The sequence below is a fragment of the Leifsonia poae genome (assembly GCF_050632865.1).
Lineage (GTDB): Bacteria > Actinomycetota > Actinomycetes > Actinomycetales > Microbacteriaceae > Leifsonia > Leifsonia poae_B.
On the sequence record NZ_JBODSA010000001.1, the window covers coordinates 327,469 to 348,458 of the forward strand.

Genomic DNA, 20,990 nt, shown 5'->3' on the forward strand with positions numbered 1-20,990 from the left:
GGATCAGTCCTAGCGCACCGTGTCTTTGACGGCCAGAGGGCCCTTGTGCAGCCGGTACGGCGCGGCCTGCGCCACCGGTTTGACGACGATCAGGTCGAGGTCGACGTGCCGCGGCAGGGTGAGCGCGTGCACGATCGTCCCGGCGACGTCCTCCGCCGACAAGGGCTCGGGGACGTCCTCGTAGACGGCGTCGCGCTTCGCCTGGTCGCCGCCGAACCGCACCAGCGAGAACTCCTCGGTCGCCACCATGCCCGGCGCGACCTCGACCACGCGGATGGGCTCGCCGTTCAGCTCCAGTCGCAGCACCTCGGTGAGCGCGTGCTCGGCGAACTTGGCTGCGTTGTATCCGCCTCCGCCGACGTAGGCGGTGAGCCCGGCGATGGAGGTGACCACGGCGATGTCGGCGTGCCCGGTCTCCGCGGCGCCCTGGCGCAGCAGCGGGAGCAGCGCGGAGAGGACCCGCTTGGTGCCGATGACGTTGATCTCGTACATCCACACCCAGTCGTCGACGCTCGACGACTCGACCGAGTCGAGGCCGTGCGCGCCGCCCGCGTTGTTCACGAGCGCGTGGACGCCGCCGGTCGCGGCGAGGTGGTCGCGGAGCGCATCAACCTCATCCTGCTTCGTGAGGTCGGCGACGACGTACTCGGCGCCGGTCTCCTCGGCGAGGGCGCGGAGGCGGTCCTCGCGGCGGGCGACGGCCACCACATCCCAGCCCTCCGCACGGAAGGCGCGGACGGTCGCCGCCCCGATCCCCGAACTCGCCCCGGTCACCACAACGCGTCTGCTGCTCATGCCGCCATTCTCCCGGGTTACGGCGTGTTTCGAGGGCGTTGCCCGCGCGCGGCGGCGCGTCTAGCCTTCTGAGGACCGCGCACCCGAAGCACCCGAAGGAGAAACGCCATGACCGACGCCGCCGACTGGCAGTTCGAAACGAAGCAGATCCACGCCGGAGCTGCCCCCGACCCCGTGACCAACGCCCGGGCGACGCCGATCTACCAGACCACGTCCTACGTGTTCAACAACGCCGAGCACGCCAAGAACCTCTTCGCGCTGGCCGAGTTCGGCAACATCTACACGCGCATCCAGAACCCGACGCAGGCCGTCGTGGAGGAGCGCGTCGCGGCCCTCGAGGGCGGCACCGGCGCCCTGCTGGTCGCTTCGGGTCAGGCGGCCGAGACCTTCGCCGTGCTCAACATCGCGCAGGCCGGCGACCACATCGTCTCCTCCAGCTCGATCTACGGCGGCACGTACAACCTGTTCAAGTACACGCTCGCGAAGCTCGGCATCGAGACCACTTTCGTCGAGAACCAGGACGACGCCGAGGAGTGGCGCCGCGCGGTCCGCCCGAACACCAAGCTGTTCTTCGCGGAGACCATCGGCAACCCGAAGATCAACATCCTCGACATCGCGCTCGTCGCCGACGTCGCGCACGAGGCCGGCGTTCCGCTCATCGTGGACAACACGATCGCGACCCCGTACCTCATCCGCCCGTTCGAGTCCGGCGCCGACATCGTCATCCACTCGGCCACCAAGTTCCTCGGCGGCCACGGCACCGTCATCGGCGGCGTGATCGTCGACGGCGGCAAGTTCGAGTGGTCGAAGAACGTCGAGAAGTTCCCGGGCCTCACCGAGCCGGACCCGTCGTACCACGGCGCCAGCTACACGGCTGCGGTCGGCGACGGCCTCGCCTACATCATCAAGGCGCGCGTTCAGCTGCTCCGCGACCTCGGCTCGGCCATCGCCCCGGCCAGCGCCTGGCAGCTCATCCAGGGCATCGAGACCCTGTCGCTGCGCGTCGAGCGCCACACCCAGAACGCGCAGGAGATCGCGGAGTTCCTGGAGGCGCACCCCGACGTCGCCTCGGTGAACTACTCGGGCCTGCCCACCAGCCCCTGGTACGCGGCCGCCAACAAGTACGCCCCCAAGGGCGTCGGCGCGGTGCTGTCGTTCGAGCTCAAGGGCGGCGTGGACGCGGGTGCGGCGCTGGTGGACAGCCTCAAGCTGTTCAGCCACCTCGCCAACATCGGCGACGTGCGCAGTCTCGTCATCCACCCGGCGTCGACCACGCACTCGCAGCTCACCCCCGAGCAGCAGCTGACCGCGGGCGTCACCCCGGGTCTGGTGCGACTCTCGGTGGGCCTCGAGAACGTCGACGACCTCAAGGCGGACCTGTCGGCCGGCCTCGCCGCCGCCCGCTCCGTCGCGGAGGCGGCGCGCGCCTAGCCAGCCGTCGAGCACAGGAAGAACGTCCGTCGAACGCGGTTCGGCGGACGTTTTTCCTGTGCTCGGGGGCCAGGATCAGGCGTCGGCGGCCACTGCCACGCACTTCCGCAGCAGCTCCACCGCCTCCCGCCCGTCCGCCGCGGTGAACTCCTGCCGCTCACCCGCGCGGTCGCGCACGACCCGTTCCAAGAGCTCCGCGTGCTCCGGCCAGCGCTCCGCGGCGTACGCGGCCGCCGCGGTCTTGGACACGACCTCGCCGGTGTCGATCGTCGCGACCAGCCGGATGGGACCGAGCGCCACCCAGCGCACGGTCTCCGCGCGGATCGGTCCGTCGTCCGCCCGGCCCGCGATCTCGCGCTCGAGGCCGTCGCCGATGCCCTGCCAGTAGTCCTGCAGGTTCTGCCGCGAGAACGCGACCACACCCTCCGCCGCCTTCGGGTGCCGGTCGGCGACGGGAGACCAGATGACGTCGCCGCCGTCGACGATGCCCTGGACCCCGGACTCCAGCTCCCGCCAGGTGATCCAGCTGAGCTGCGCCCCGGGCAGCTGGGAGACGAGGACGCCCTCCACCACCTGCGGCGCGGTCTCGATGACGTCCGGTCCGCGGGCGATCTCCGATTCTGTGAGGTACACGCCGTCGATGTGCGGGTCGGAGGCTGCGTGGAGGTCCGCGAGAGCCGGGAGGTCGTCCACCGGGTCGCGCGTCACGACGAAGACGACGTCGATGTCGCTGACGCCGGGATGCCAGTCCCCGGCCACCGCCGATCCGGTGACCACCGCCCGGCTCACCAGGCCGGGGGCGAGGCGTCTCTGCTCCAGCAGGAACTGCGTCAGTGCGTCGGCGACGGGGGCGGGGAGCTGGTCGGACATGGTCACTCCAGGGCGGGTTCGGTGTCCGCGAACGCGAGCCGCGGCACGAAGAAGAGGAGCACCGCGGCGACGAGCGCGCCGAGGCCGCAGATGGTCCAGACGATCATGTAGCCGAAGAGGCTGGCGGCCGTGGCGGTCACCGTGGCCGCGCCGGTGAGCAGCACCACGCCGAACACCGCCGAGGCGAAGGATCCGCCGACCGTCTTGGTGGTGTTCGTCATCGCCGTGGCGACACCGGTCTGCCCGCGCGGGGCGGCAGCCGCTGCGGCGGCGGGGAGCGCTCCGACGAGCGCGCCCGAGCCGATCCCGGCGACGGCCATGTTGAGGAAGACCTCCCACGTCTGCAGGTGGAAGGGCAGGAACATCAGGTATCCGATCGCGACCAGGAACGACGCGCCGATCAGGGTCACGCGCGGCGTCAGCCACGACGACACCAGCGGGAACAGCAGGGCGCCGACGATCATCGAGATCAGGTACGCGCCGATCAGGATGCTGCGCTGCCCGGCCGAGAGCCCGAGCCCGTAGCCGTTCGCCGGGTCGGTGCCCGCGTACGTGCTGAGCGGCGCCTGCGCGCCGAGGAGGCTGATCCCGATCAGGCCCGCCGTGAGCTGGACCGGCCACATCGCCGGACGCCGCAGCACGCGCAGGTCGATGGCGGGGTCGGCCTGCTTCAGCTCCCAGCGCCCGAAGGGGATGAACGCCAGGACGCCGAGGAGGATGAGGCCCCAGACCCACCAGGTCCCGACGCCGTTGAGCCGCAGGAAGGTCAGCCCGGACGTGATCAGCAGCAGGCCGAGCGCCAGGAGCGAGAACCCGATCCCGTCGAGCGTCCGGCCGGGCACCGGCTCCGACTCGGGGACGCCGAACAGGATCGCGAAGAAGACCAGGCTGACGGCGACGGCCGGGACCATCAGCGTTACGGTGACGTCGCCGCCCAACGCCTCGAAGAGCAGGCCGGCTCCGATCGCGCCCACGATCGCTCCCGCCTCCAGGGCCACGACCAGCAGGCCGGCGGCTCGCCTGGTCCGGGACGCCGCCGTCCCCGTCCGCCGGCCGCGGTCGAAGATGAGGGCCACCTCCAGCGGAAGCCAGACCACGTAGAAGCCCTGCAGCGCGAACGCGACCAGATACGTGACGAAGTCTCCCGAGAACGCGAGCGCCCAGCTGGCGAGCGCCGTGAGCAGGGTCGCGACCAGCAGGATGCGCTTGTGCCCGAACATGTCGCCGAGCTTCGCGAGCACCGGCACGACCAGAGCGGAGAGCAGCAGCTGGGCGGCCTCGAACCAGTTGTAGTCGGCGTCGTGGATGCCCAGATGCTTCACGATGTCGGAGATCAGCGGCACGTAGTACCCCTGCAGGATGCCGCTCGTCAGCTCCACGAGGGCCAGCCAGCCGATCAGGGCGGCGGTGGCGCCGATCGCGACCGTCGCACGGCGCTGGGTCGACGTCTTCTCCGAGGTCATGCGCGGATGCTAACACCCGCGCAGCCCCGGTACGGTAGATGGATGGCCAGCGAACTCGACGATTCCGGAGCAGACGTCCTTCAGGAGACGGAACGGGAGGTCCTGGGCTGGCTCGAATTCGGTGAGGCGTCCCGCCATCTCGCGGGCGAGGTCGTCGAGTCGGGCTACGAGCCGGACATGGTCGTCGCCATCGCGCGCGGCGGTCTGCTGCTCGCCGGCGCTATCTCGTACGCCCTCGGCATCAAGGCCTGCGGCGCGCTGAACGTCGAGTTCTACACGGGTGTGGACTCGCGCCTCCCCGAGCCCGTCGTCCTGCCGCCCATGCTCGACTCCTCCGCGCTGAACTCCAAGCGCGTGCTCCTGGTGGACGACGTGTCCGACTCCGGCCGGACGCTGGCCATGGTCGTCGACCTCATCTCCGCGTCCGGCGCCGACGTGCGCACGGTCTGCCTCTACTCCAAGCCGCGCACCGTCCTCGAGCCCGACTTCGTCTGGCGCCGCACCGACCGCTGGATCACCTTCCCGTGGTCTGCGCTCCCGCCGGTGACGGCCGCCACCCACTGACGCCCGGCATGGCCAAGACGCTGGCGGACCTCGCCGCCGACGGCTCGATGGATCCGGGATGGGCGCAGGCGCTCGAACCCGTCGCCGGGCGGATCGCCGCGATGGGGGAGTTCCTGCGCGCCGAGGTCGCGGCCGGGCGGCCCTACCTTCCGGCCGGTGAGAACGTGCTGCGCGCGTTCCGGGCGCCGCTCGCGGACGTGCGGGTCCTCATCGTCGGCCAGGACCCGTATCCGACGCCGGGCCATCCCATCGGCCTGTCGTTCGCGGTCGAGCGTCACGTGCGTCCGCTGCCCGGCAGCCTGCGCAACATCTACAAGGAGCTGCGCGACGACCTCGGCGTCGTCCCACCGCCGCACGGCGACCTGAGCGCCTGGTCCTCGAGCGGGGTCATGCTGCTCAACCGCGTCCTCACCGTCCGCCCCGGCGAGCCGGCGTCGCACCGCGGCAAGGGATGGGAGGAGGTCACCGAGCACGCCATCCGCTCGCTCGTCGCCCGCGGACGCCCGTTCGTGTCCATCCTGTGGGGCCGCGACGCCGCGACCCTGAAGCCGCTGCTCGACGGCAACCCGGTCATCGAGTCGCCGCACCCGAGCCCCCTGTCGGCCTCCCGCGGCTTCTTCGGGTCGAAGCCGTTCTCGCGCGCGAATGCGCTGCTCGAACGCGTGGGGGAGAAGCCGGTCGACTGGACGCTGCATCCGTAACCCGACGGCAACACGGGCGACGTACTCTTGAAGGCGTGCTGGAAGAGGAATACCAGGAGCGCCGCGTCCTGCCGCGCCACCTGCGCAAACAGGAGACGCCGGAGGCGCCGTTCGAGTACGCCATCCGCGACGCCGAACCGGCCGACCTCCCGCACATCCGCGAGATCTACAACCACTACGTCGCCAACAGCACGGTCACGTTCGACGAGGACGCGATGACGCTGCGCGAGTGGAAGAGCAAGTACGCCTACCTCAAGAAGCTCGGAATGCCGTTCATCGTCGCGGTCTCGCCCAGCGGGCAGATCCTCGGCTACGCCCTCGTGTCACCCTGGAAGCAGAAGCGCGCCTACCGCTTCACGGTCGAGAACTCGATCTATCTGGGCGCGGCCTCCACCGGCAAGGGCCTGGGTCCGGTGCTGATGCAGGCGCTGATCGACAAGTCCAAGGAGGCGGGCCTCAAGGAGATGATCGCGGTCATCGCCGACAAGGGCGCCGAGGCGTCGATCAAGATGCACGAGAACTTCGGCTTCACCGAGATCGGCCGCATGGGGCGGGTCGGCTACAAGTTCGACCGCTGGCTCGGCACCGTGCTGATGCAGAAGTCGCTCAAGTAGCGGCGAGGGACGCCCCACCGGCGCTAGGCTCCCGTCGTGACCACCGTGACCCCCGGAACCGGACAGGTCGCCGCCGCCCCGGCGACCCCGGCGAACCTGCCTCTGCGCAAGCGTCCGTTCGACATCTTCTTCATCGTGATGTTCTCGCTGTTCATCGTGACGTGCATCATCAGCGACGCCATCCCGACGCTCGGCATCCCGCAGACCGCCACGACGACGAACATCCTCGCGCAGTGGAACTACACCTACTCGTCGCAGTACGACCCGCTCTACATGCAGGAACCGCTGTGGTTGCGGTTCATCACCGGCACGAGCGCCTTCATCTATCTGCCGTTCTACGTGCTGCTGATCGTCTGCCTGGTGAAGGGCTACAACTGGATCCAGCTGTTCGCGGTCATCTACGCCACGATGATCATCAGCCTGACGGCCATCCCGATCTTCGGGGTCGAGTTCTTCGGGCCGGTCGGGCAGCGCACCCCGAACCCGGTCGTGTTCCTGCTGTACAACGGGCCGTACGTGCTCGTCCCCCTGCTGCTGCTCATCCGGATGCGGAAGCCGCTGCCGTTCACGAGGAGGTTCTGATGCCGCTGCTGGAAGACCTGACCGTCTACGAGGACGGCGACCGCTACGACGTGTACGACCACTCGTTCCCCGACGAGGACGCCGAGCTCGGTCGCGGCCGGCTGCTCGGGTCGGTCGTCGTCACGCCGGAGGGGGAGTACGTGCCCAGCGGCGACGGCGCCCGGTTCGAGTGGATCGCCCCGGCGCACACGCTGGACGACGCGCTCGCCGCGTTCGTCGGCTCGGCGTAGCCGGCGGAGCCGCCGGCGCCGGCGGAGCCCTCGCTCAGGCCGGGTGCTTCGCTCCGAGCTCGAGCAGCCCGACACCGCCGATCACGAGCACCAGCCCCGCGATCTGCAGCCAGGTGAGCGATTCCTTGAAGAACACCCACGAGATGATCGCGATGGCGGCGACGCCGACGGCCGACCAGATCGCGTAGGCGATCCCGAGCGGCACGCCGCGGCCCAGCGCGAGCGACAGCGCGAAGAAGGATGCGACGTAGCCGACCACGACGATGACGAAGGCCCACCATCTGGCGTTCTCGCCCGCGGTGAACTTGAGGAACGTGGTCGCGACGACCTCGGTCGCGATGGCGACCGCGAGGAAGAGATAGCCCAGCACGGAACCAAAGTAGCGGTACCGGACACTAATGGAATGAGGCTCCATCAGGAGCGGATCAGGGGGATCCATGAAGAAGAGGTTCGGCATCATCGCGGTCGCCGCCGCCCTGCTGGGGATCATGAGCGGCTGTGCGGCCCCCACGCCGGGAGGATCGGGGCCTACGACCACCGCGGTCGCCAGTCAGAGCCCGACACCCACGGTCGCCTCCGCGCCGACCGTGCGCGTGCCGGCCACTTGCGACCAGCTCGTGCCCGCGGCCGTCCGGGATGCGGCGACCGGGACGCATGTGGCCCTCGCGAGCGACCTCCCCGGCGGCCACAGCGCGCTGATGTACGCCGACCGACGCGTGGGCGCGCTGGTGTGCTCGTGGGAGGGCGGCATCACCGATCCGACGCAGCCCTGGCTGAAGCCCTCGGTCTGGGTCGGCGTGCTCCCCGGTTCGAGCCCGGACGCCTTCTCCTTCTTCAAGGGCAACTCGGGCGCGGAGGATCAGTCCGACCCGTTCTTCGTCTGCGGGGGTCTCAGCCCGGCGACCTGCGCGTTCGGCGGGACGCGCGACGGCTACCAGTGGCTGGGGACCGTTTCGGTCGGATCCGGCAGCATCGACCAGACCGCCGCGCGCGCCGTGTTCGACTCCGCCCGGTCGGTTGTCGCCGGCCTCGGGGCGCCGGGTCCGCTCTGGCAGCCGCAGGGCGGTTCGTTGCGCGGCGTGACGACGACGGACGACTTCGCGCCCCTCGACCGGCTGCAGGCCGCGGCCGGCACCGGGCCGCTCCGCGTGGTCAAGTCGGAGGGAGGAGAGAACGAGGTCTCCGCACTCGGTTCCTCTGAGATCGTCGGCGGGAATTGGGCTTTCTTCATCGCCGACGGCAGCGAGGGGTTCTCGGTCGGTGTGCTCCCGGGCGGGGGCTTCGGCTTCGACGACCGGCACGAGCATCCCCTGGCCGGGACCACGGATATCCGTCGCGCCGCGATCGGCGAGGAGGCCTACTTCTCGCGCCCGGGATCGACGGTTCCGGGCGACACGACGCCGAGTCGGGACACGTTGCTCGACGTGAAGGTGAAGAACAGCTGGGTGCAGGTCGGCTCGGTCGCCCTCACCGACGACCAGCTCCTCGCCGTCGCCCGAGCGGTGATCGAGAACCTGTCCTGAGGAGCGCCGTATCGGTCCCCTATGAGTTCACCGCACGTTCCGTCGCCCGTCGCCGCCGCCACCTAGCCTGAGGGCGACGACATCGTCGGACGGAGCGGATGCCGCGCCGGCCGAGTGAGGCCGATGGCATGAAACCGTGGCCGGGAGCGCACAGCTCCCGGCCACGTCCATGTCCGGTGGATGCCGTCCCGGTTCAGCTGCGGGGCGTCGCCCGGGAGAGCGACAGGTACGCGCCGCCGGCCGCGACCGCGGTCGGGACGAGCAGCCACGCCGTCACCCCGACCGGCCCGCTCGCGAGAAACCACTCGCCGACCGCCGGCCAGCTCTGCGTGAAGGTGATCAGCGCGACCGCCCCGACGACGATCAGGGCGACCGCCGCTCCCGCGACGAGGATGCCGAACATCCGCCACCGCATGAACAGCGCCGCGGAGAACGCGCCGACGGCGAAGAAGAACAGCATCGATCCGAAGACCACGAACAGCCGCTCGCCGAGGTTCGCGCCTCCGAAGTACACCGAGGTGAACAGGTGGCCGCCGAGTCCCCAGCCGTTCGTCCACTCCTCGAGCGCCGACAGGATCGTGAAGCCGACCGCGTAGCCGGCCGCCAGCATGAGGAAGGTCAGCGCCGAGCCGAGAGCGAAGTCGCGGCGGGTCACGCTGTAGCCGAGGGCGAACGGGAATGTGGCCGCGATCACCTGGATGCCGACCACCAGCATGTACACGAAGATGTAGAAGGCTCCGCCGCTCCACTGCGTGCCGTCCATCGCGTCCGCTCGGTCGGTCGGTGGGGTCGCCGCCCAGATGATCCACCAGATCAGCCAGTTCACCAGCCCGATGAAGGCCATGATCATGACGGGCAGGTAGATCGTCGTCCACTTGTTGACGAGGTTCAGTCTGACCACGCGCCAGATGCGTTCGCCGACGGCCGGGGCCGCCAGGAGGGCGGGTGCGGGATGTGCTGCGGTCATGCGCTCTGCTCGATTCCTGTCTCGCGGATGTCGGTCTTGCGGACGATGAGCTGCTGCAGCGACACCGGCGCGAGTTCGAGACCCGCGGCGGCGGCCTCCGCCCGGTCGGCCGGACCGAGCCCGGCCACCGTGACGGAGGCGAGTCCGCCGAGCCCGTCGCGGTGCAGCACGTCGCGTCCGCGGACGAAGGCGTCGACGGTCCCGCGCTGCCCGACCACGGTGGTGGCGGAGGTGCGCAGCGTGTCGGCGTCCTCGTCCATGAGGATGCATCCCTGGTCGATGACGACCACCTGCTCCAGCAGGTTGGCCACCTCGTCGATCAGGTGGGTGGAGAGCACCACCGTGCGGGGGTGCTCCGCGAAGTCCTCCAGCAGCCGGTCGTAGAACAGCTGCCGGGCGACCGCGTCGAGCCCGAGGTACGGCTCGTCGAAGAACGTGAGCGGGGCGCGGGACGCGAGGCCGACGATCACGCCGACCGCCGACAGCTGGCCGCGCGACAGCTTCTTGATGCGCCGGTCGAGCGGCACGCGGAACTCCTCGATGAGCTGATCGGCGAAGTCCGCGTCCCAGTTCTCGAAGAACCAGGGGGCGCTGCGGAAGACGTGCTTGGGCTGGAAGTCCTCCGGGTAGCGCTGGCTCTCCTTGATGAAGCAGAGGTTCTGCAGCACGCGGGCGTTCTCGGTGGGGTGCTCGCCGAAGACGCGGATGTCGCCGTCGGTCGGGAAGTCCTGGCCCGTGATCAGCTGCATCAGCGTCGTCTTGCCGGCGCCGTTGCGGCCGAGCAGGCCGTGGATGCGGTTCGGCGCGATGGTGAGGGAGACGTCGTCGATCGCGGTGAACGACCCGAACCGCTTGGTGAGCCCGGCGACCTGCACGGCAGGTCCGGGGAAGGCCAGGGTGGCGCTCATGCGCTCAGTCCTTTCGTGGGTGACGGCGCCGCGGCGGCCGTCTCGATCATGCGGGTGAGCTGGCCGGAGTCGATGCCGAGCTTGGCGGCCTCCGCCAGGAGGGGACGGAGGAATTCCTCCGGGAAGGCGTCGCGGCGCTTGGCGATCAGCCGCTCGCGTGCTCCTTCGGTGACGAACATCCCGATCCCCCGCCTCTTGTAGAGGATCCCCTCGTCGACCAGGAGACCCATGCCTTTGCCCGCCGTCGCGGGGTTGATCCGGTGGAACGCCGCGAACTCGTTCGTCGACGGCACCTGCGTCTCGGCGGGGTAGACCCCGTCGAGGATGTCGTCTTCGAGCTGTTCGGCGATCTGGACGAAGATCGGCTTGCCTTCGTCGATCATCCGAGCTTCACCGGTTCATTACTCATGTAACTAACCAACCAGGCTCCACCCCGCCATGTCAAGAGCGAATTCGCGTCACGAAACCGCAGACAGGTCGTCCTACTGGGTATGGGGTGGATCATCTTCGCCGTCGTCGCCGCTGCGTGCGTCGTCTCCGTGTGGGTCGCGCGCCGGGCGGCACGGCGCCTGGCGCACCGGATCGTGCGTCCCCGTCCGCGTCCCGCGACCCGCATCCGGGCGTGCACCGCGTCCTCCGTGACGTTGGACGCGGACCGCCGCACCCTCCATCGCGGGCAGTTCGGGCTCTGGTTCGGCACGGACGGGCACGCCGTCGTCGGCCCCATCCGCGGCCGGGATCACGCGGCAGGCACCGTCACCCGGGAACTGCTGCACGTGTCGGGTCCGCTCGAGGACGCCGAGGTGGGGTACTGGACGGGGCAGCTGCATCCGGGCTCCGAAGCGCTTCGGCGGCCGTACCGGGAGGTCGCCGTCGAGGTCTCCGGCGGCGCTGCGCCGGCCTGGGTGATCCCGCCGGCCCGGCCCCGCCGTCCCGCGACGTGGGCCATCCACATCCACGGCTGGGGAACGACCCGCATCACGGCCCTGCGATCGGTGCCCGCGGCCGAGGCCCTGGGGATGACGTCGCTGGTCGTCTCCTTCCGTGGTGACGGCGAGGCACCGGACGTCCACGGCGGCGTCACGACACTGGGCATGACCGAGTGGGAGGACGTGGATGCGGCGATCGGCTACGCGCGCGACCACGGGGCCGAGCGGGTGGTGCTGGTCGGCTGGTCGCTGGGCGGGACCATCGCCCTTCAGCTGTCCGAACGGAGCGCGCACCGCGACCTGATCGACCGGCTGATCCTCATCGGCCCGGTCACCGACTGGCGCGCGGCGATCCGGTCCACGGCCGCCGACCGCGGTGTGCCGTGGTGGGCGGCGGCCCTGGCGATCCGAACGCTCGCCGACCGTCGTGCCAGTGCGCGGGTGGGCCTGCCGGAGCCGATCGACTTCGACCTGCTGAGCTGGGGGCGGCCAGGGAGGCTGACGCTGCCGACCCTGATCATCCATTCCGACGGGGATCGGCAGGTCCCGCTGGCGTCGTCGGTGCTGTTCGCGATGGCGAACCCGGATCACGTGCGTCTGGTGGAGCTCTCGCCCGCCGAGCACGGCTGGGAGTACAACGTCGATCCGGCGGCCTTCAACCGGGCGATCATCGAGTTCATCGAACCGCGTTAGCCTGGGCGCATGGCCGACCTCCACGAGCTGACCGCGCTGGAACTCTGGCAGGAGCTGCAGACGGGGCGCGTGTCGCCGCGCGAGCTCGCCGCGCACTACCTCGACCGCATCGAACGGCTGAATCCCCGGCTCGGCGCCTTCGTCACCGTGACCCGGGATGCCGCCCTCCGCCGCGCCGACGAGGTCGCGGAGAGCGTGCCGAAGACCGCTCCGCTCTGGGGGCTGCCCTCCGGCGACAAGGACCTCTGGCAGCGCGCCGGTGTCCCGACCGGCTTCGGCTCACGGGCGATGGCCGGCTTCGTGCCGGAGGAGAGCGACGAGATCGTCGAGCAGTTGGACGCGGCGGGCGCGATCAGCCTCGGCAAGACGAACGCTCCCGAGTTCGGCCTGCCCGCCTACACCGAGTCGCTGGCCGCGCCGCCCGCGCGCAACCCGTGGAACCCCGACCTCGGCGCCGGCGGGTCGAGCGGGGGAGCGGCCGTCGCGGTCGCGAGCGGGATGCTGCCCTTCGCCCCGGGCTCGGACGGCGGCGGGTCGGTCCGCATCCCCGCGGCGGCGTGCGGTCTCGTCGGTTTGAAGCCGTCGCGCGGGCTGGTCCCCGCGGGCAGCGGCATCCCCTCGCTGGCCGGTCTCGTCGTGGACGGGCCGCTGGCCCGCACGGTGGCCGACGCGGCCCTCCTGCTCGACGGGATGATCGCGAAGCGGTCGGACGGGACGATCGACCACCATTACACGCTCCGTGCGCCATACGACGACGACGGCCCGTTCCTCGGCACCGCGGTCCGCGGCGAGGGGCGGTTCCAGCTCGGCGTGATGACCACCTCGGCATGGGACGGCGCGTACGACATCACGATCGCGCCGGAGGCCCTGGATGCGGTGGCGAAGGCGGCCGAGCTCCTGGACACCATGGGTCACGGCCTCGAGGACACCGCCCTGGAGCCGGACGACACGTACGCACCCGCGTTCCGGACCATCTGGCAGGCGGGCGCCGCGCGGATCCCCGCCGAGGGCGAAGTCCTCGACCTGCTGGAGCCGCTGACGGCCTGGCTGGTCGAGCGCGGCCGCGCCCTGAGCGCTCGCGAGCTCGGCGAGGCGCTGGCGACACTGACCGCCTACGAGCGGTCGTTCATCCAGCAGCTCTCGTCGTTCGACGCGGTGCTGACACCGGCGATGGCGCTCACCCCGCGCCCGATCGGCTGGTACGACCAGGAGGACGGCGAGCGCAACTTCGAGCAGCAGGTGCAGTACACGCCGTTCACCTCCATGCTCAACGTCACGGGCCTTCCGGCGATCGTGCTGCCGGTGTCGGTCACCGAGGAGGGCGTGCCGATGGGCGTGCAGCTGATCGGCCGGCCCGGCGGCGAACGGACGCTGCTCTCGCTGGCGACCCAGCTGGAGCGCCGCATCCGTTGGCAGGAGCGGCGGCCTCCGATCTGGTGAGAGCGGCCGCGAACGCGGTCTGGTGCGCACCCCGGGGGTGAGGGCTAGCCTTCGCGTGTGAGCGATCGAGACGAGTTCGGTCCGGTGCTCGACGAAGCGGTGGCGCTCGCCGGGCGGTGGCTCGAGGGCGTGCGCGACGGGCCGATCCCGCCGACCGCCGACGTGGAGCAGGTGAAGGACGCGCTCGGCCGCGCGCTGCCGGATCGCGGGCCCGATCCCGTGACCGTGCTGCGGTCGCTCGCGCGCGGCGCAGAGCCCGGGTTGATGCGCATCCATTCGCCGCGGTTCCACGGCTGGGTGATGGGCGGCGCGCAGCCGGTCGCGCTGGGCGCTGACTGGCTGACGTCCGCGTGGGACCAGAACAACGGGCTGCGGTCGGTGACCCCCGGCGTCGCCGGGGCGGAGGAGCTGGCGGCGGGGTGGCTGGTCGACCTGCTCGGGCTTCCGTCCGGTTCCGAGGTCGGATTCGTGACGGGCGCCACGCTCGCCAACGTCACCGGAATGCTGGCCGGGCGCGACGAGGTGCTGCGGCGCGCCGGATGGGACGCCGCCGCCGACGGGCTGGCCGGAGGACCGAGGGTGCGGGTCCTCGTCGGGGCCGAACGTCACGGCTCCGTCGACAGCGCGTCGGCGATAGCAGGGCTCGGGCACGGGCGCGCGATAGATGTCGACGACCAGGGCCGGATGCGCGTGGACGCTCTCCGGTCCGCGCTCGACGATGGGGAAGGACCGGCCATCGTCGTGCTGCAGGCGGGCAACATCCACTCGGGCGCCTTCGACCCGTTCGCGGAGGCGATCGAGGTGGCGCACACCGCGGGCGCGTGGGTGCACGTCGACGGCGCGTTCGGCCTGTGGGCCGCTGCGGCTCCGGGCCTGCGGCCGCTGATGGCCGGCGCGGAGCAGGCCGACTCGTGGGCGACGGACGCGCACAAGACCCTCAACGTCCCCTACGACTGCGGGATCGTGGCGGTCGCCGATCCCGCCGCGCTGCACCGCACGATGGCGCAGCACGCGGCCTACCTGGCCTCGTCGGACACGGTCGCCGACCCGTCGGACCGGGTGCCGGAGCTGTCCCGCCGCGCCCGCGGCGTGCCGGTGTACGCGACGCTCGCCCAGCTCGGGCGATCGGGGGTGGCGGAGCTGGTGCAGCAGCTCGCCGACGCGGCGACGGTGATCGCAGACGGCATCCGCGGCATCCCGGGCGGCGAGATCCTGAACGAGGTCGTCTACACCCAGGTCTGCGCGGCGTTCGGCGACGAAGAGCGGACGCGGGCGATCGGCGCCGCGCTGCTGGCCGACGGGACCGCGCTCGCGTCGCCGTCGACGTGGCACGGGCGCGCGGTGCTGCGCTTCTCGGTCAGCAATTGGCTCACGGATGCGGCGGAGGCGCAGCGGACCGTGGATGCGGTCGCCCGCGCGGCGGCGTCGGTCGCCTGAGGATCACCGTCCGGCCGCGTACCCCTGCATCCCGCGCGGATTGGCCGCCGCGCTCAGGATGCCCGTCGCGGCATCCCGGCCGACCGACGACAGCCTCCCCAGCGTCCAGTCGCCCGCCCGCGCCACGCCGTGCCCGCGCGCCTCGAGCCCCGCGATCACCGCGTCGCCCAGCCGCGACTCCACGACCGCGCCGGCGGGCACCCACGTGCGCGGCCAGAACGACTCGGCGATGGACGTCGTGTGCAGCGCCGGCGCGTCGATCGCCTGCTGCGGCGTGTACCCGCCGACGATCGTGCGGAGCAGGTAGAGGAGCTGCCACTGGTCCTGCTGGTCGCCGCCGGGCGAGCCGAGGGCGGTCACCGGGATGCCGTCACGGAGCACGAGCGTCGGCGTCAGCGTCGTGCGCGGTCGCTTGCCGGGCGTGAGCGTGGACGCGGATCCCTCCTCCAGCCAGGTCATCTGCAGGCGCGTGCCGAGGCAGAAGCCGAGCTCAGGGATGGTCGGCGACGACTGCAGCCAGCCGCCGGAGGGAGTGGCCGAGACGATGTTGCCCCAGCGGTCCACGACGTCGATGTGGCATGTGTCGCCGCGGGTCTCGCCGGTGCGTGAGACGGTCGGCTCGCCGACGCCCTCCGCGGCGACGCCCGACGGCGGCGTGTACTCGGTGCGCAGCGGCGGGAAGAACGGATCGGCGCCCGGGACGCGCCCCGGGCGGAACTCCGCCGACGCGCGATCTCCGATCAGCTCCCGGCGCGACGCCGCGTACTCCGGCGAGAGCAGCGCCTCGACCGGCACGCGGGCGTCGCCGAAGTAGGCGTCGCGGTCGGCGTAGGCCAGCTTCTGCGCCTCCAGCACGGTGTGTGCGCCGAGCTCGGTCGACGGGTCCAGCCGTTCGTCGTCGGCGAAGCCGTCAAGGATGGCCAGCGTCTCCAACAGGGCGGGACCCTGGCTCCACGCGTTCGTCTTGGCGATGGTGTGCCCGCGGAACTCCACGGTCACCGCGTCCTCATACTGCGCTCGGTAGCCGGCGAAGTCCTGCTCGGCGATGACGCCCGCATGGTCGGCGCCGTCGGAGTGCCGGTGCGGTGTCCGCACGAAGGCCGCCGCGGCCCGCGCGACGAAGCCGGTCGACCACTCGGTCCTGGCCGCCTCGATGCGGTCCTCCCGCGATCCTGCGGCGGCACCCGCGGCGATCAACCCGCGCAGCACCCGCGCGTACGCCCGGTCGACGATCACCTCGCCGGGCTCCGGGATGTGGCCGCCGGGCATCCACCGCTCGGCCGACGTCGGCCAGTGCTCGGCGAACAGCGGTGCGACCGTGCGGATGGTCGTGCACACGCGTTCGAGCACGGGGTGCCCGTTCTCGGCGTAGTCGAGGGCGAACGCCAGCACGTCGGAGAGCTCCCAGGTGCCGTGGTCCTTCAGCAGCAGCAGCCACGCATCCACCGCGCCGGGCACCGCCGCGGCGAGAGCACCCGCGCCGGGCACCAGCTCAAGCCCCTCGGCGAGGTAGTGCTCGCGCGTCGCCCCCACCGGCGCCGGCCCCTGGCCGGACAGGACGACCGGCCTCGGGTCCTCGGCCGTCGCGAACAGCGCGACCAGGTCGCCGCCCGGACCGTTCAGGTGCGGCTCGACGATGTGCAGCACGAACGCGCCCGCGACGGCGGCGTCGAACGCGTTGCCGCCGCGCTCCAGCACTGCCTGCGCCGAGGCGGTCGCCAGCCAGTGGGTGGACGCGCTCATCCCGAAGCGACCCTGCAGGGTCGGCCGGGTGGTGAAGGCCGGGGGAGGGGTGAAGGCCATGTCAGCTGACGGGGCCGGTGTACTTCTCGCCGGGGCCCTTGCCGATCTCGTCCGGGATCGCGGACGCCTCGCGGAAGGCCAGCTGCAGCGACCGGAGGCCGTCGCGGAGGCTGCGTGCGTGCTGGTCGCCCACGTGCTGCGCGCTCGCCGTGACGAGGCCGGCGAGGGCGTCGATCAGCTTGCGCGCCTCATCCAGGTCGGTTTGGTGCTCCGGGTCGTCGGCCAGGCCGCACTTGACGGCGGCCGCGCTCATCAGGTGGACCGCGGTGGTGGTGATTACCTCGACAGCGGGCACTTCCGCGATGTCGCGCGTGGCATCCGCGACGCCGTCATTGAAGGCGCCCGAGTCGTCGAAGGTGAAGGATGTGTCGCTCACTGCTTTCCTCTGCTAGAATTCTTCAGGCTCCGGGGCATCTGTCCCGGTACGAAAGTGGAGATTCCTCCCACCCGCGCTTGACCGCTATACAGGTTACCGGGTTGTTGCACTCCGCCACCGCGTGCGAACGCGGTGGTAGTCAGGGTGTTGTACCAGGCCTGCGGTATGGATTTTCGAATCCGGATCGCAGGCCGTGCTGGTGCGTGGAACCTCCTCTTTCGCCGGATCGTCACCGATGATCCGTGGCCGAGAAGCATCGCTTGATCAGAGGAGAAAGACATCAGCGATCCCCGTACGAATGACCGTATCCGCGTCCCCGAAGTTCGACTCGTAGGCCCCAGCGGAGAGCAGGTCGGAGTCGTCAAGATCGAGGTCGCACTGCGACTCGCGCAGGAGGCCGACCTCGACCTGGTCGAAGTCGCGCCCAACTCCAAGCCGCCGGTCGCCAAGATCATGGACTACGGCAAGTTCAAGTACGAGGCTGCGCAGAAGGCCAAGGAGGCCCGGCGCAACCAGGCGAACACCATCCTCAAAGAGGTGCGGTTCCGCCTCAAGATCGACAAGCACGACTACGAGACCAAGCGCAAGCGCGCCGAGGGCTTCCTGAAGTCCGGCGACAAGGTGAAGGCCATGATCCTCTTCCGAGGCCGCGAGCAGTCGCGTCCGGAGCAGGGTGTGCGCCTCCTGCAGCGCTTCGCGGAGGACGTCGCCGAGCTCGGCACGGTGGAGTCCAACCCCACGATCGACGGGCGCAACATGGTGATGATCATCAGCCCGCTCAAGAACAAGGCCGAGGCCAAGCAAGAGGCCAACGCAGTACGTGCCGCCTCCAAGGCGCGCGCCCAGGGGCGCGACCAGGAGCCGGTTGCTGACGCAGCGGATGCTGCTCAGTCCGACGAGAGTTCGCCCGCCCAGGCGACGAACGAGGAGAAGTAATGCCCAAGCAGAAGACCCACTCCGGCGCCAAGAAGCGCTTCAAGATCACCGGCAGCGGCAAGGTCATGAAGCAGCAGTCCGGTATGCGCCACAACCTCGAGGTCAAGTCGAGCAGCCGCAAGCGCCGCCTGAACGCCGAGCAGGTCGTGCCCGAGGTGGATGCCAAGGTCATCCGCCGCATGCTCGGCAAGTAATCCCGACACTTACTTCAAGAAGGAAATCGACTAATGGCAAGAGTGAAGAGGGCTGTCAACGCCCACAAGAAGCGTCGGGTCATCCTCGAGCGCGCCGAGGGCTACCGCGGTCAGCGGTCGCGCCTCTACCGCAAGGCGAAGGAGCAGGTCACCCACTCCCTCGTCTACGCGTACCGTGACCGTCGCCAGAAGAAGGGCGACTTCCGTCGCCTCTGGATCCAGCGGATCAACGCCGCGAGCCGCGCCAACGGCCTCACCTACAACCGCTTCATCCAGGGCCTGGGCCTGGCGGGCGTCGAGGTCGACCGTCGCATCCTCGCCGACCTGGCGATCACCGAGCCCGCGACCTTCGCGGCCCTCGTCGAGACCGCCAAGAAGGCGCTGCCGGCCGACACGTCGGCCCCGAAGGCGGACGCCGCGGCGTAACGCACGCATACACGTAACGGCCCGGTCGACATCACGTCGGCCGGGCCGTTTCGCGTCTGCGGGCGCTAATCGCCGAGGGCGTCGAGCCGCGACTGCTGCTCGGCGCTGAGTCGCACGTCCCCGGCGCCCGCGTTCTCCTCGAGGTGGGCGATGCTGCCGGTGCCCGGGATGAGCAGGATGTCCGGCGCGTGCGCGAGCAGCCAGGCGAGTCCCACCTGCGCGGGCGTCGCATCCACCTCGGACGCGATCTCCTGCACGACGGGGTCGTCGGCGACCTTGGGGAGCTGCGGGAAGCCGCTGCCGAGGGGGAAGTAGGGCACCCAGGCGATTCCCTCGGCCCGGCAGAGGGCGAGCTCGTCCTCGAAGGCGCGGGAGAGCACCGAATACGCGTTCTGCACGCAGACGATGCCCGCGGGAAGCGCACGCCGAACGGTCTCCTCGCGGACGGCGCTCAGGCCGATGCCGCCGATCACGCCGGCGTCGCGCAGCTCCATGAGAACGGCGAGCTGGTCGTCCAGGTCGACGAGTTCGTCGTCGGAGACGGTGATGCCCGGTCCCACCTCGGGGCGGCGGAGGTTGACGACGTCGAGGCGTTCGCGTCCGAGGGTCCGCAGGTTCGCCTCGACCTGATCGCGCAGCTGCTCCGGGCGCTGGGCGAGCGCGAGGGGACCGGCGCGTCCACCCGGACGGCCCCCACCTTCGTGACGATGGTCACCGCGGGGTCGTCCCCGACGGCGCGGCGCAGGATGTCGTTCGAGACGCTGTCGCCGTAGAAGTCGGCGGTGTCGATGTGGTCGATGCCGAGGTCGAGCGCGCGGCGGAGGAGGGCGATCCCGGCGTCCGGATCGCCTTCGAAGCGTTCGAAGGCCATCGCGCCGTAGCCGATGCGGGCGACCTCGCGTCCGCCGAGTTCGTACGTGCCGCCGGGTCGTGTGCTGCTACCGAGCATGGGACCTCCTAGACTGAGGATGAAGCGGAGGATCCTCCGCTATCGCGACCGTAGCATTAAAACGGAGGTACCTCCACTTTGACCGACGCCGCCCGCACTGACCGCCGCCCCCGAGCGGACGCCGCGCGCAACCGCGCGGCGATCCTCGAGGCGGCGCGGACGGCGCTCACCAGCGGCGGCGACGATCCCTCGCTGGAGGCGATCGCGCGGGCGGCCGGGGTCGGCATCGGGACGCTGTACCGGAACTTCGCGACCCGCGAGGAACTGCTCGCCGCGGTCTACGCGAGCGAGTTGGAGGCGGTGCTCGCGACGATGGAACCGCTGCTCGCCTCCCGCCCGGCCGATGAGGCCCTGCGAGAGTTCATGCGGAACTACAGCGGCTTCATCGCCACCAAGCGAGGGCTCGCGGAGAGCGTCCGGGCCGGTGCGCTGCGATCGGCCGCCGCCTCGGCGGACACGCGGCGTCGTGTGAACGAGGTCGTGGACGCGGCCCTCGTCGCCGGCGCGGACCAGGGCGTGCTCCAGCCGGGCCTTCAGGCCGACGACGTCACGGCCGGGATGATCGGGGTGTTTCTGACGACCGCGCAGAGCGAGGACCCGGAGCAGGCCGAGCGGCTGCTCGACCTGCTGGTGCGCGGCCTGCGCACGGGGGAGTAGGGCGGTTCAGTCGTCGGCGCCGTGGCCGCCCGAACCGTGGTCGTCGCCCGCGTCGTGCCCGGCAGGGTCGTCGGCGCCGTGGCCGGCTGCGCCGTGGTCGTCGCCCACGTCGTGGGTGGCTGGGTCGTCGACCCCGTTGTCGTCGCCGACGTCATGGGTCGCGGGGTCGTCGACGCCGTGGTCGTCGCCGACGTCGTGGGTGGCTGGGTCGTCGGCGCCGTGGTCGTCGGGCGCCGGGACCGGCACCGCCGTCGGCAGGTCGCTCGGGGTGGGCCGCGGGATGCGGTCCTCGCCCGCCGGGGACGGCGTCCCGGTGGGCTGCACGATGCGCGGGGAGTCATCCCGCCCGCCGTCGCCGGTCGCGGCGACCGCCGCCGCCGTGCCGAGTCCGAGCGCGACCGCCGCGCCGCCTGCGATCAGTGTCGCCTTGACGAGTGTTCTCATCGTTCAGCCTCCATCCGCTTTCCTGTAACACGAGACGCGAGGCGATCGGGTTCAGTGC

At 70.9% G+C, this 20,990-nt stretch carries 25 protein-coding genes and 1 pseudogene; 14 read left to right on the forward strand and 12 right to left on the reverse strand.

Annotated elements, in window-relative coordinates; all coding sequences use genetic code 11:
• Window positions 1-9: 9 nt before the first annotated feature.
• Window positions 10-795, reverse strand: coding sequence for an SDR family oxidoreductase (locus ACRAWB_RS01515; protein WP_431351743.1), 786 nt, complete (start codon window positions 793-795; stop codon window positions 10-12).
• 108 nt (window positions 796-903) lie between these two features.
• Between ACRAWB_RS01515 and ACRAWB_RS01520 the strand changes: the two genes are divergently transcribed.
• Window positions 904-2,226, forward strand: coding sequence for a bifunctional o-acetylhomoserine/o-acetylserine sulfhydrylase (locus ACRAWB_RS01520; RefSeq protein WP_431351744.1), 1,323 nt, complete (start codon window positions 904-906; stop codon window positions 2,224-2,226).
• 75 nt (window positions 2,227-2,301) lie between these two features.
• On the opposite strand, the gene ACRAWB_RS01525 is transcribed toward ACRAWB_RS01520, so the two are convergent.
• Together ACRAWB_RS01525 and ACRAWB_RS01530 are read right to left on the reverse strand one after the other, a co-directional pair.
• Window positions 2,302-3,096: a nucleotidyltransferase domain-containing protein gene (locus ACRAWB_RS01525; RefSeq protein ID WP_431351745.1), complete on the reverse strand. Its 795-nt coding sequence runs from the start codon at window positions 3,094-3,096 to the stop codon at window positions 2,302-2,304.
• A gap of 2 nt (window positions 3,097-3,098) precedes the next feature.
• Window positions 3,099-4,559 carry an MFS transporter gene (locus ACRAWB_RS01530; RefSeq protein WP_431351746.1) on the reverse strand — a complete coding sequence of 487 codons (1,461 nt, stop codon included), beginning with the start codon at window positions 4,557-4,559 and terminating at the stop codon, window positions 3,099-3,101.
• 42 nt (window positions 4,560-4,601) lie between these two features.
• Between ACRAWB_RS01530 and ACRAWB_RS01535 the strand changes: the two genes are divergently transcribed.
• Genes ACRAWB_RS01535 through ACRAWB_RS01555 form a run of 5 tightly spaced genes read left to right on the forward strand, consistent with a single transcriptional unit; the run spans window position 4,602 to window position 7,250 of the window.
• Window positions 4,602-5,123, forward strand: coding sequence for a phosphoribosyltransferase (locus ACRAWB_RS01535; protein ID WP_431351747.1), 522 nt, complete (start codon window positions 4,602-4,604; stop codon window positions 5,121-5,123).
• An 8-nt stretch (window positions 5,124-5,131) separates the two neighbouring features.
• Window positions 5,132-5,824, forward strand: a complete 693-nt coding sequence (locus ACRAWB_RS01540) for a uracil-DNA glycosylase (RefSeq protein WP_431351748.1) — start codon at window positions 5,132-5,134, stop codon at window positions 5,822-5,824.
• 35 nt (window positions 5,825-5,859) lie between these two features.
• Complete coding sequence (locus ACRAWB_RS01545) at window positions 5,860-6,438, forward strand: N-acetyltransferase family protein (RefSeq protein ID WP_431351749.1); 579 nt, start codon at window positions 5,860-5,862, stop codon at window positions 6,436-6,438.
• A 36-nt stretch (window positions 6,439-6,474) separates the two neighbouring features.
• Window positions 6,475-7,020: a DUF2781 domain-containing protein gene (locus ACRAWB_RS01550; RefSeq protein ID WP_431351750.1), complete on the forward strand. Its 546-nt coding sequence runs from the start codon at window positions 6,475-6,477 to the stop codon at window positions 7,018-7,020.
• Entirely contained in the window at window positions 7,020-7,250 is a 231-nt protein-coding gene (locus ACRAWB_RS01555; protein ID WP_431351751.1) for a hypothetical protein, read from the forward strand. Before ACRAWB_RS01550 ends, ACRAWB_RS01555 begins: the two co-directional genes overlap by 1 nt.
• A gap of 34 nt (window positions 7,251-7,284) precedes the next feature.
• On the opposite strand, the gene ACRAWB_RS01560 is transcribed toward ACRAWB_RS01555, so the two are convergent.
• Window positions 7,285-7,620 (reverse strand): DMT family transporter, encoded by a 336-nt coding sequence (locus tag ACRAWB_RS01560; protein WP_431351752.1) that lies wholly within the window; start codon window positions 7,618-7,620, stop codon window positions 7,285-7,287.
• Between the two features lie 67 nt (window positions 7,621-7,687).
• Here ACRAWB_RS01560 and ACRAWB_RS01565 point away from each other — a divergent pair, with 67 nt between their 5' ends.
• Complete coding sequence (locus tag ACRAWB_RS01565; RefSeq protein ID WP_431351753.1) at window positions 7,688-8,773, forward strand: hypothetical protein; 1,086 nt, start codon at window positions 7,688-7,690, stop codon at window positions 8,771-8,773.
• Window positions 8,774-8,966: 193 nt separating this feature from the next.
• On the opposite strand, the gene ACRAWB_RS01570 is transcribed toward ACRAWB_RS01565, so the two are convergent.
• The 3 genes from ACRAWB_RS01570 to ACRAWB_RS01580 are packed head-to-tail and all read right to left on the reverse strand — an operon-like array spanning window position 8,967 to window position 11,031.
• Entirely contained in the window at window positions 8,967-9,740 is a 774-nt protein-coding gene (locus tag ACRAWB_RS01570) for a hypothetical protein (protein ID WP_431351754.1), read from the reverse strand.
• On the reverse strand, window positions 9,737-10,648 hold the full coding sequence (locus tag ACRAWB_RS01575; RefSeq protein ID WP_431351755.1) for an ABC transporter ATP-binding protein: 912 nt from the start codon (window positions 10,646-10,648) through the stop codon (window positions 9,737-9,739). Before ACRAWB_RS01575 ends, ACRAWB_RS01570 begins: the two co-directional genes overlap by 4 nt.
• Entirely contained in the window at window positions 10,645-11,031 is a 387-nt protein-coding gene (locus ACRAWB_RS01580; RefSeq protein WP_431351756.1) for a GntR family transcriptional regulator, read from the reverse strand. Before ACRAWB_RS01580 ends, ACRAWB_RS01575 begins: the two co-directional genes overlap by 4 nt.
• A 108-nt stretch (window positions 11,032-11,139) precedes the next feature.
• On the opposite strand from ACRAWB_RS01580, the gene ACRAWB_RS01585 reads away from it, so the two are divergent.
• The 3 genes from ACRAWB_RS01585 to ACRAWB_RS01595 are packed head-to-tail and all read left to right on the forward strand — an operon-like array spanning window position 11,140 to window position 15,147.
• Window positions 11,140-12,270 carry an alpha/beta hydrolase family protein gene (locus ACRAWB_RS01585; RefSeq protein ID WP_431351757.1) on the forward strand — a complete coding sequence of 377 codons (1,131 nt, stop codon included), beginning with the start codon at window positions 11,140-11,142 and terminating at the stop codon, window positions 12,268-12,270.
• A 9-nt stretch (window positions 12,271-12,279) separates the two neighbouring features.
• Window positions 12,280-13,710: an amidase gene (locus ACRAWB_RS01590; protein WP_431351758.1), complete on the forward strand. Its 1,431-nt coding sequence runs from the start codon at window positions 12,280-12,282 to the stop codon at window positions 13,708-13,710.
• 57 nt (window positions 13,711-13,767) lie between these two features.
• Window positions 13,768-15,147, forward strand: a complete 1,380-nt coding sequence (locus tag ACRAWB_RS01595; RefSeq protein WP_431351759.1) for a pyridoxal phosphate-dependent decarboxylase family protein — start codon at window positions 13,768-13,770, stop codon at window positions 15,145-15,147.
• A 3-nt stretch (window positions 15,148-15,150) separates the two neighbouring features.
• Here ACRAWB_RS01595 and ACRAWB_RS01600 read toward each other — a convergent pair whose 3' ends face one another.
• A complete protein-coding gene (locus ACRAWB_RS01600; protein WP_431351760.1) occupies window positions 15,151-16,950 on the reverse strand; it encodes a gamma-glutamyltransferase family protein in 1,800 nt (599 codons plus the stop codon).
• A gap of 1 nt (window position 16,951) precedes the next feature.
• Window positions 16,952-17,326 (reverse strand): DUF1844 domain-containing protein, encoded by a 375-nt coding sequence (locus ACRAWB_RS01605; protein ID WP_431351761.1) that lies wholly within the window; start codon window positions 17,324-17,326, stop codon window positions 16,952-16,954.
• Between the two features lie 279 nt (window positions 17,327-17,605).
• On the opposite strand from ACRAWB_RS01605, the gene infC reads away from it, so the two are divergent.
• The 3 genes from infC to rplT are packed head-to-tail and all read left to right on the forward strand — an operon-like array spanning window position 17,606 to window position 18,882.
• Window positions 17,606-18,262 carry a translation initiation factor IF-3 gene (gene infC / locus ACRAWB_RS01610; protein WP_431352688.1) on the forward strand — a complete coding sequence of 219 codons (657 nt, stop codon included), beginning with the start codon at window positions 17,606-17,608 and terminating at the stop codon, window positions 18,260-18,262.
• Window positions 18,262-18,456 carry a 50S ribosomal protein L35 gene (gene rpmI / locus ACRAWB_RS01615; RefSeq protein WP_064111236.1) on the forward strand — a complete coding sequence of 65 codons (195 nt, stop codon included), beginning with the start codon at window positions 18,262-18,264 and terminating at the stop codon, window positions 18,454-18,456. Before infC ends, rpmI begins: the two co-directional genes overlap by 1 nt.
• 33 nt (window positions 18,457-18,489) lie before the next feature.
• Window positions 18,490-18,882 carry a 50S ribosomal protein L20 gene (gene rplT / locus ACRAWB_RS01620; RefSeq protein WP_285113798.1) on the forward strand — a complete coding sequence of 131 codons (393 nt, stop codon included), beginning with the start codon at window positions 18,490-18,492 and terminating at the stop codon, window positions 18,880-18,882.
• Window positions 18,883-18,947: 65 nt separating this feature from the next.
• Here the strand turns inward: rplT and ACRAWB_RS01625 are convergent, their stop codons facing one another.
• On the reverse strand, window positions 18,948-19,520 hold the full coding sequence (locus ACRAWB_RS01625) for an aldo/keto reductase (RefSeq protein WP_431352689.1): 573 nt from the start codon (window positions 19,518-19,520) through the stop codon (window positions 18,948-18,950).
• Between the two features lie 95 nt (window positions 19,521-19,615).
• Window positions 19,616-19,831, reverse strand: a pseudogene (locus tag ACRAWB_RS01630) (aldo/keto reductase); the annotation flags it as partial.
• 78 nt (window positions 19,832-19,909) lie between these two features.
• Here ACRAWB_RS01630 and ACRAWB_RS01635 point away from each other — a divergent pair.
• Complete coding sequence (locus tag ACRAWB_RS01635) at window positions 19,910-20,488, forward strand: TetR/AcrR family transcriptional regulator (RefSeq protein WP_431351762.1); 579 nt, start codon at window positions 19,910-19,912, stop codon at window positions 20,486-20,488.
• A 6-nt stretch (window positions 20,489-20,494) separates the two neighbouring features.
• Here the strand turns inward: ACRAWB_RS01635 and ACRAWB_RS01640 are convergent, their stop codons facing one another.
• The gene (locus ACRAWB_RS01640) at window positions 20,495-20,932 is read right to left on the reverse strand and encodes a hypothetical protein (RefSeq protein WP_431351763.1); all 438 of its coding nucleotides are present in this window, start codon (window positions 20,930-20,932) and stop codon (window positions 20,495-20,497) included.
• Between the last annotated feature and the right edge of the window lie 58 nt (window positions 20,933-20,990).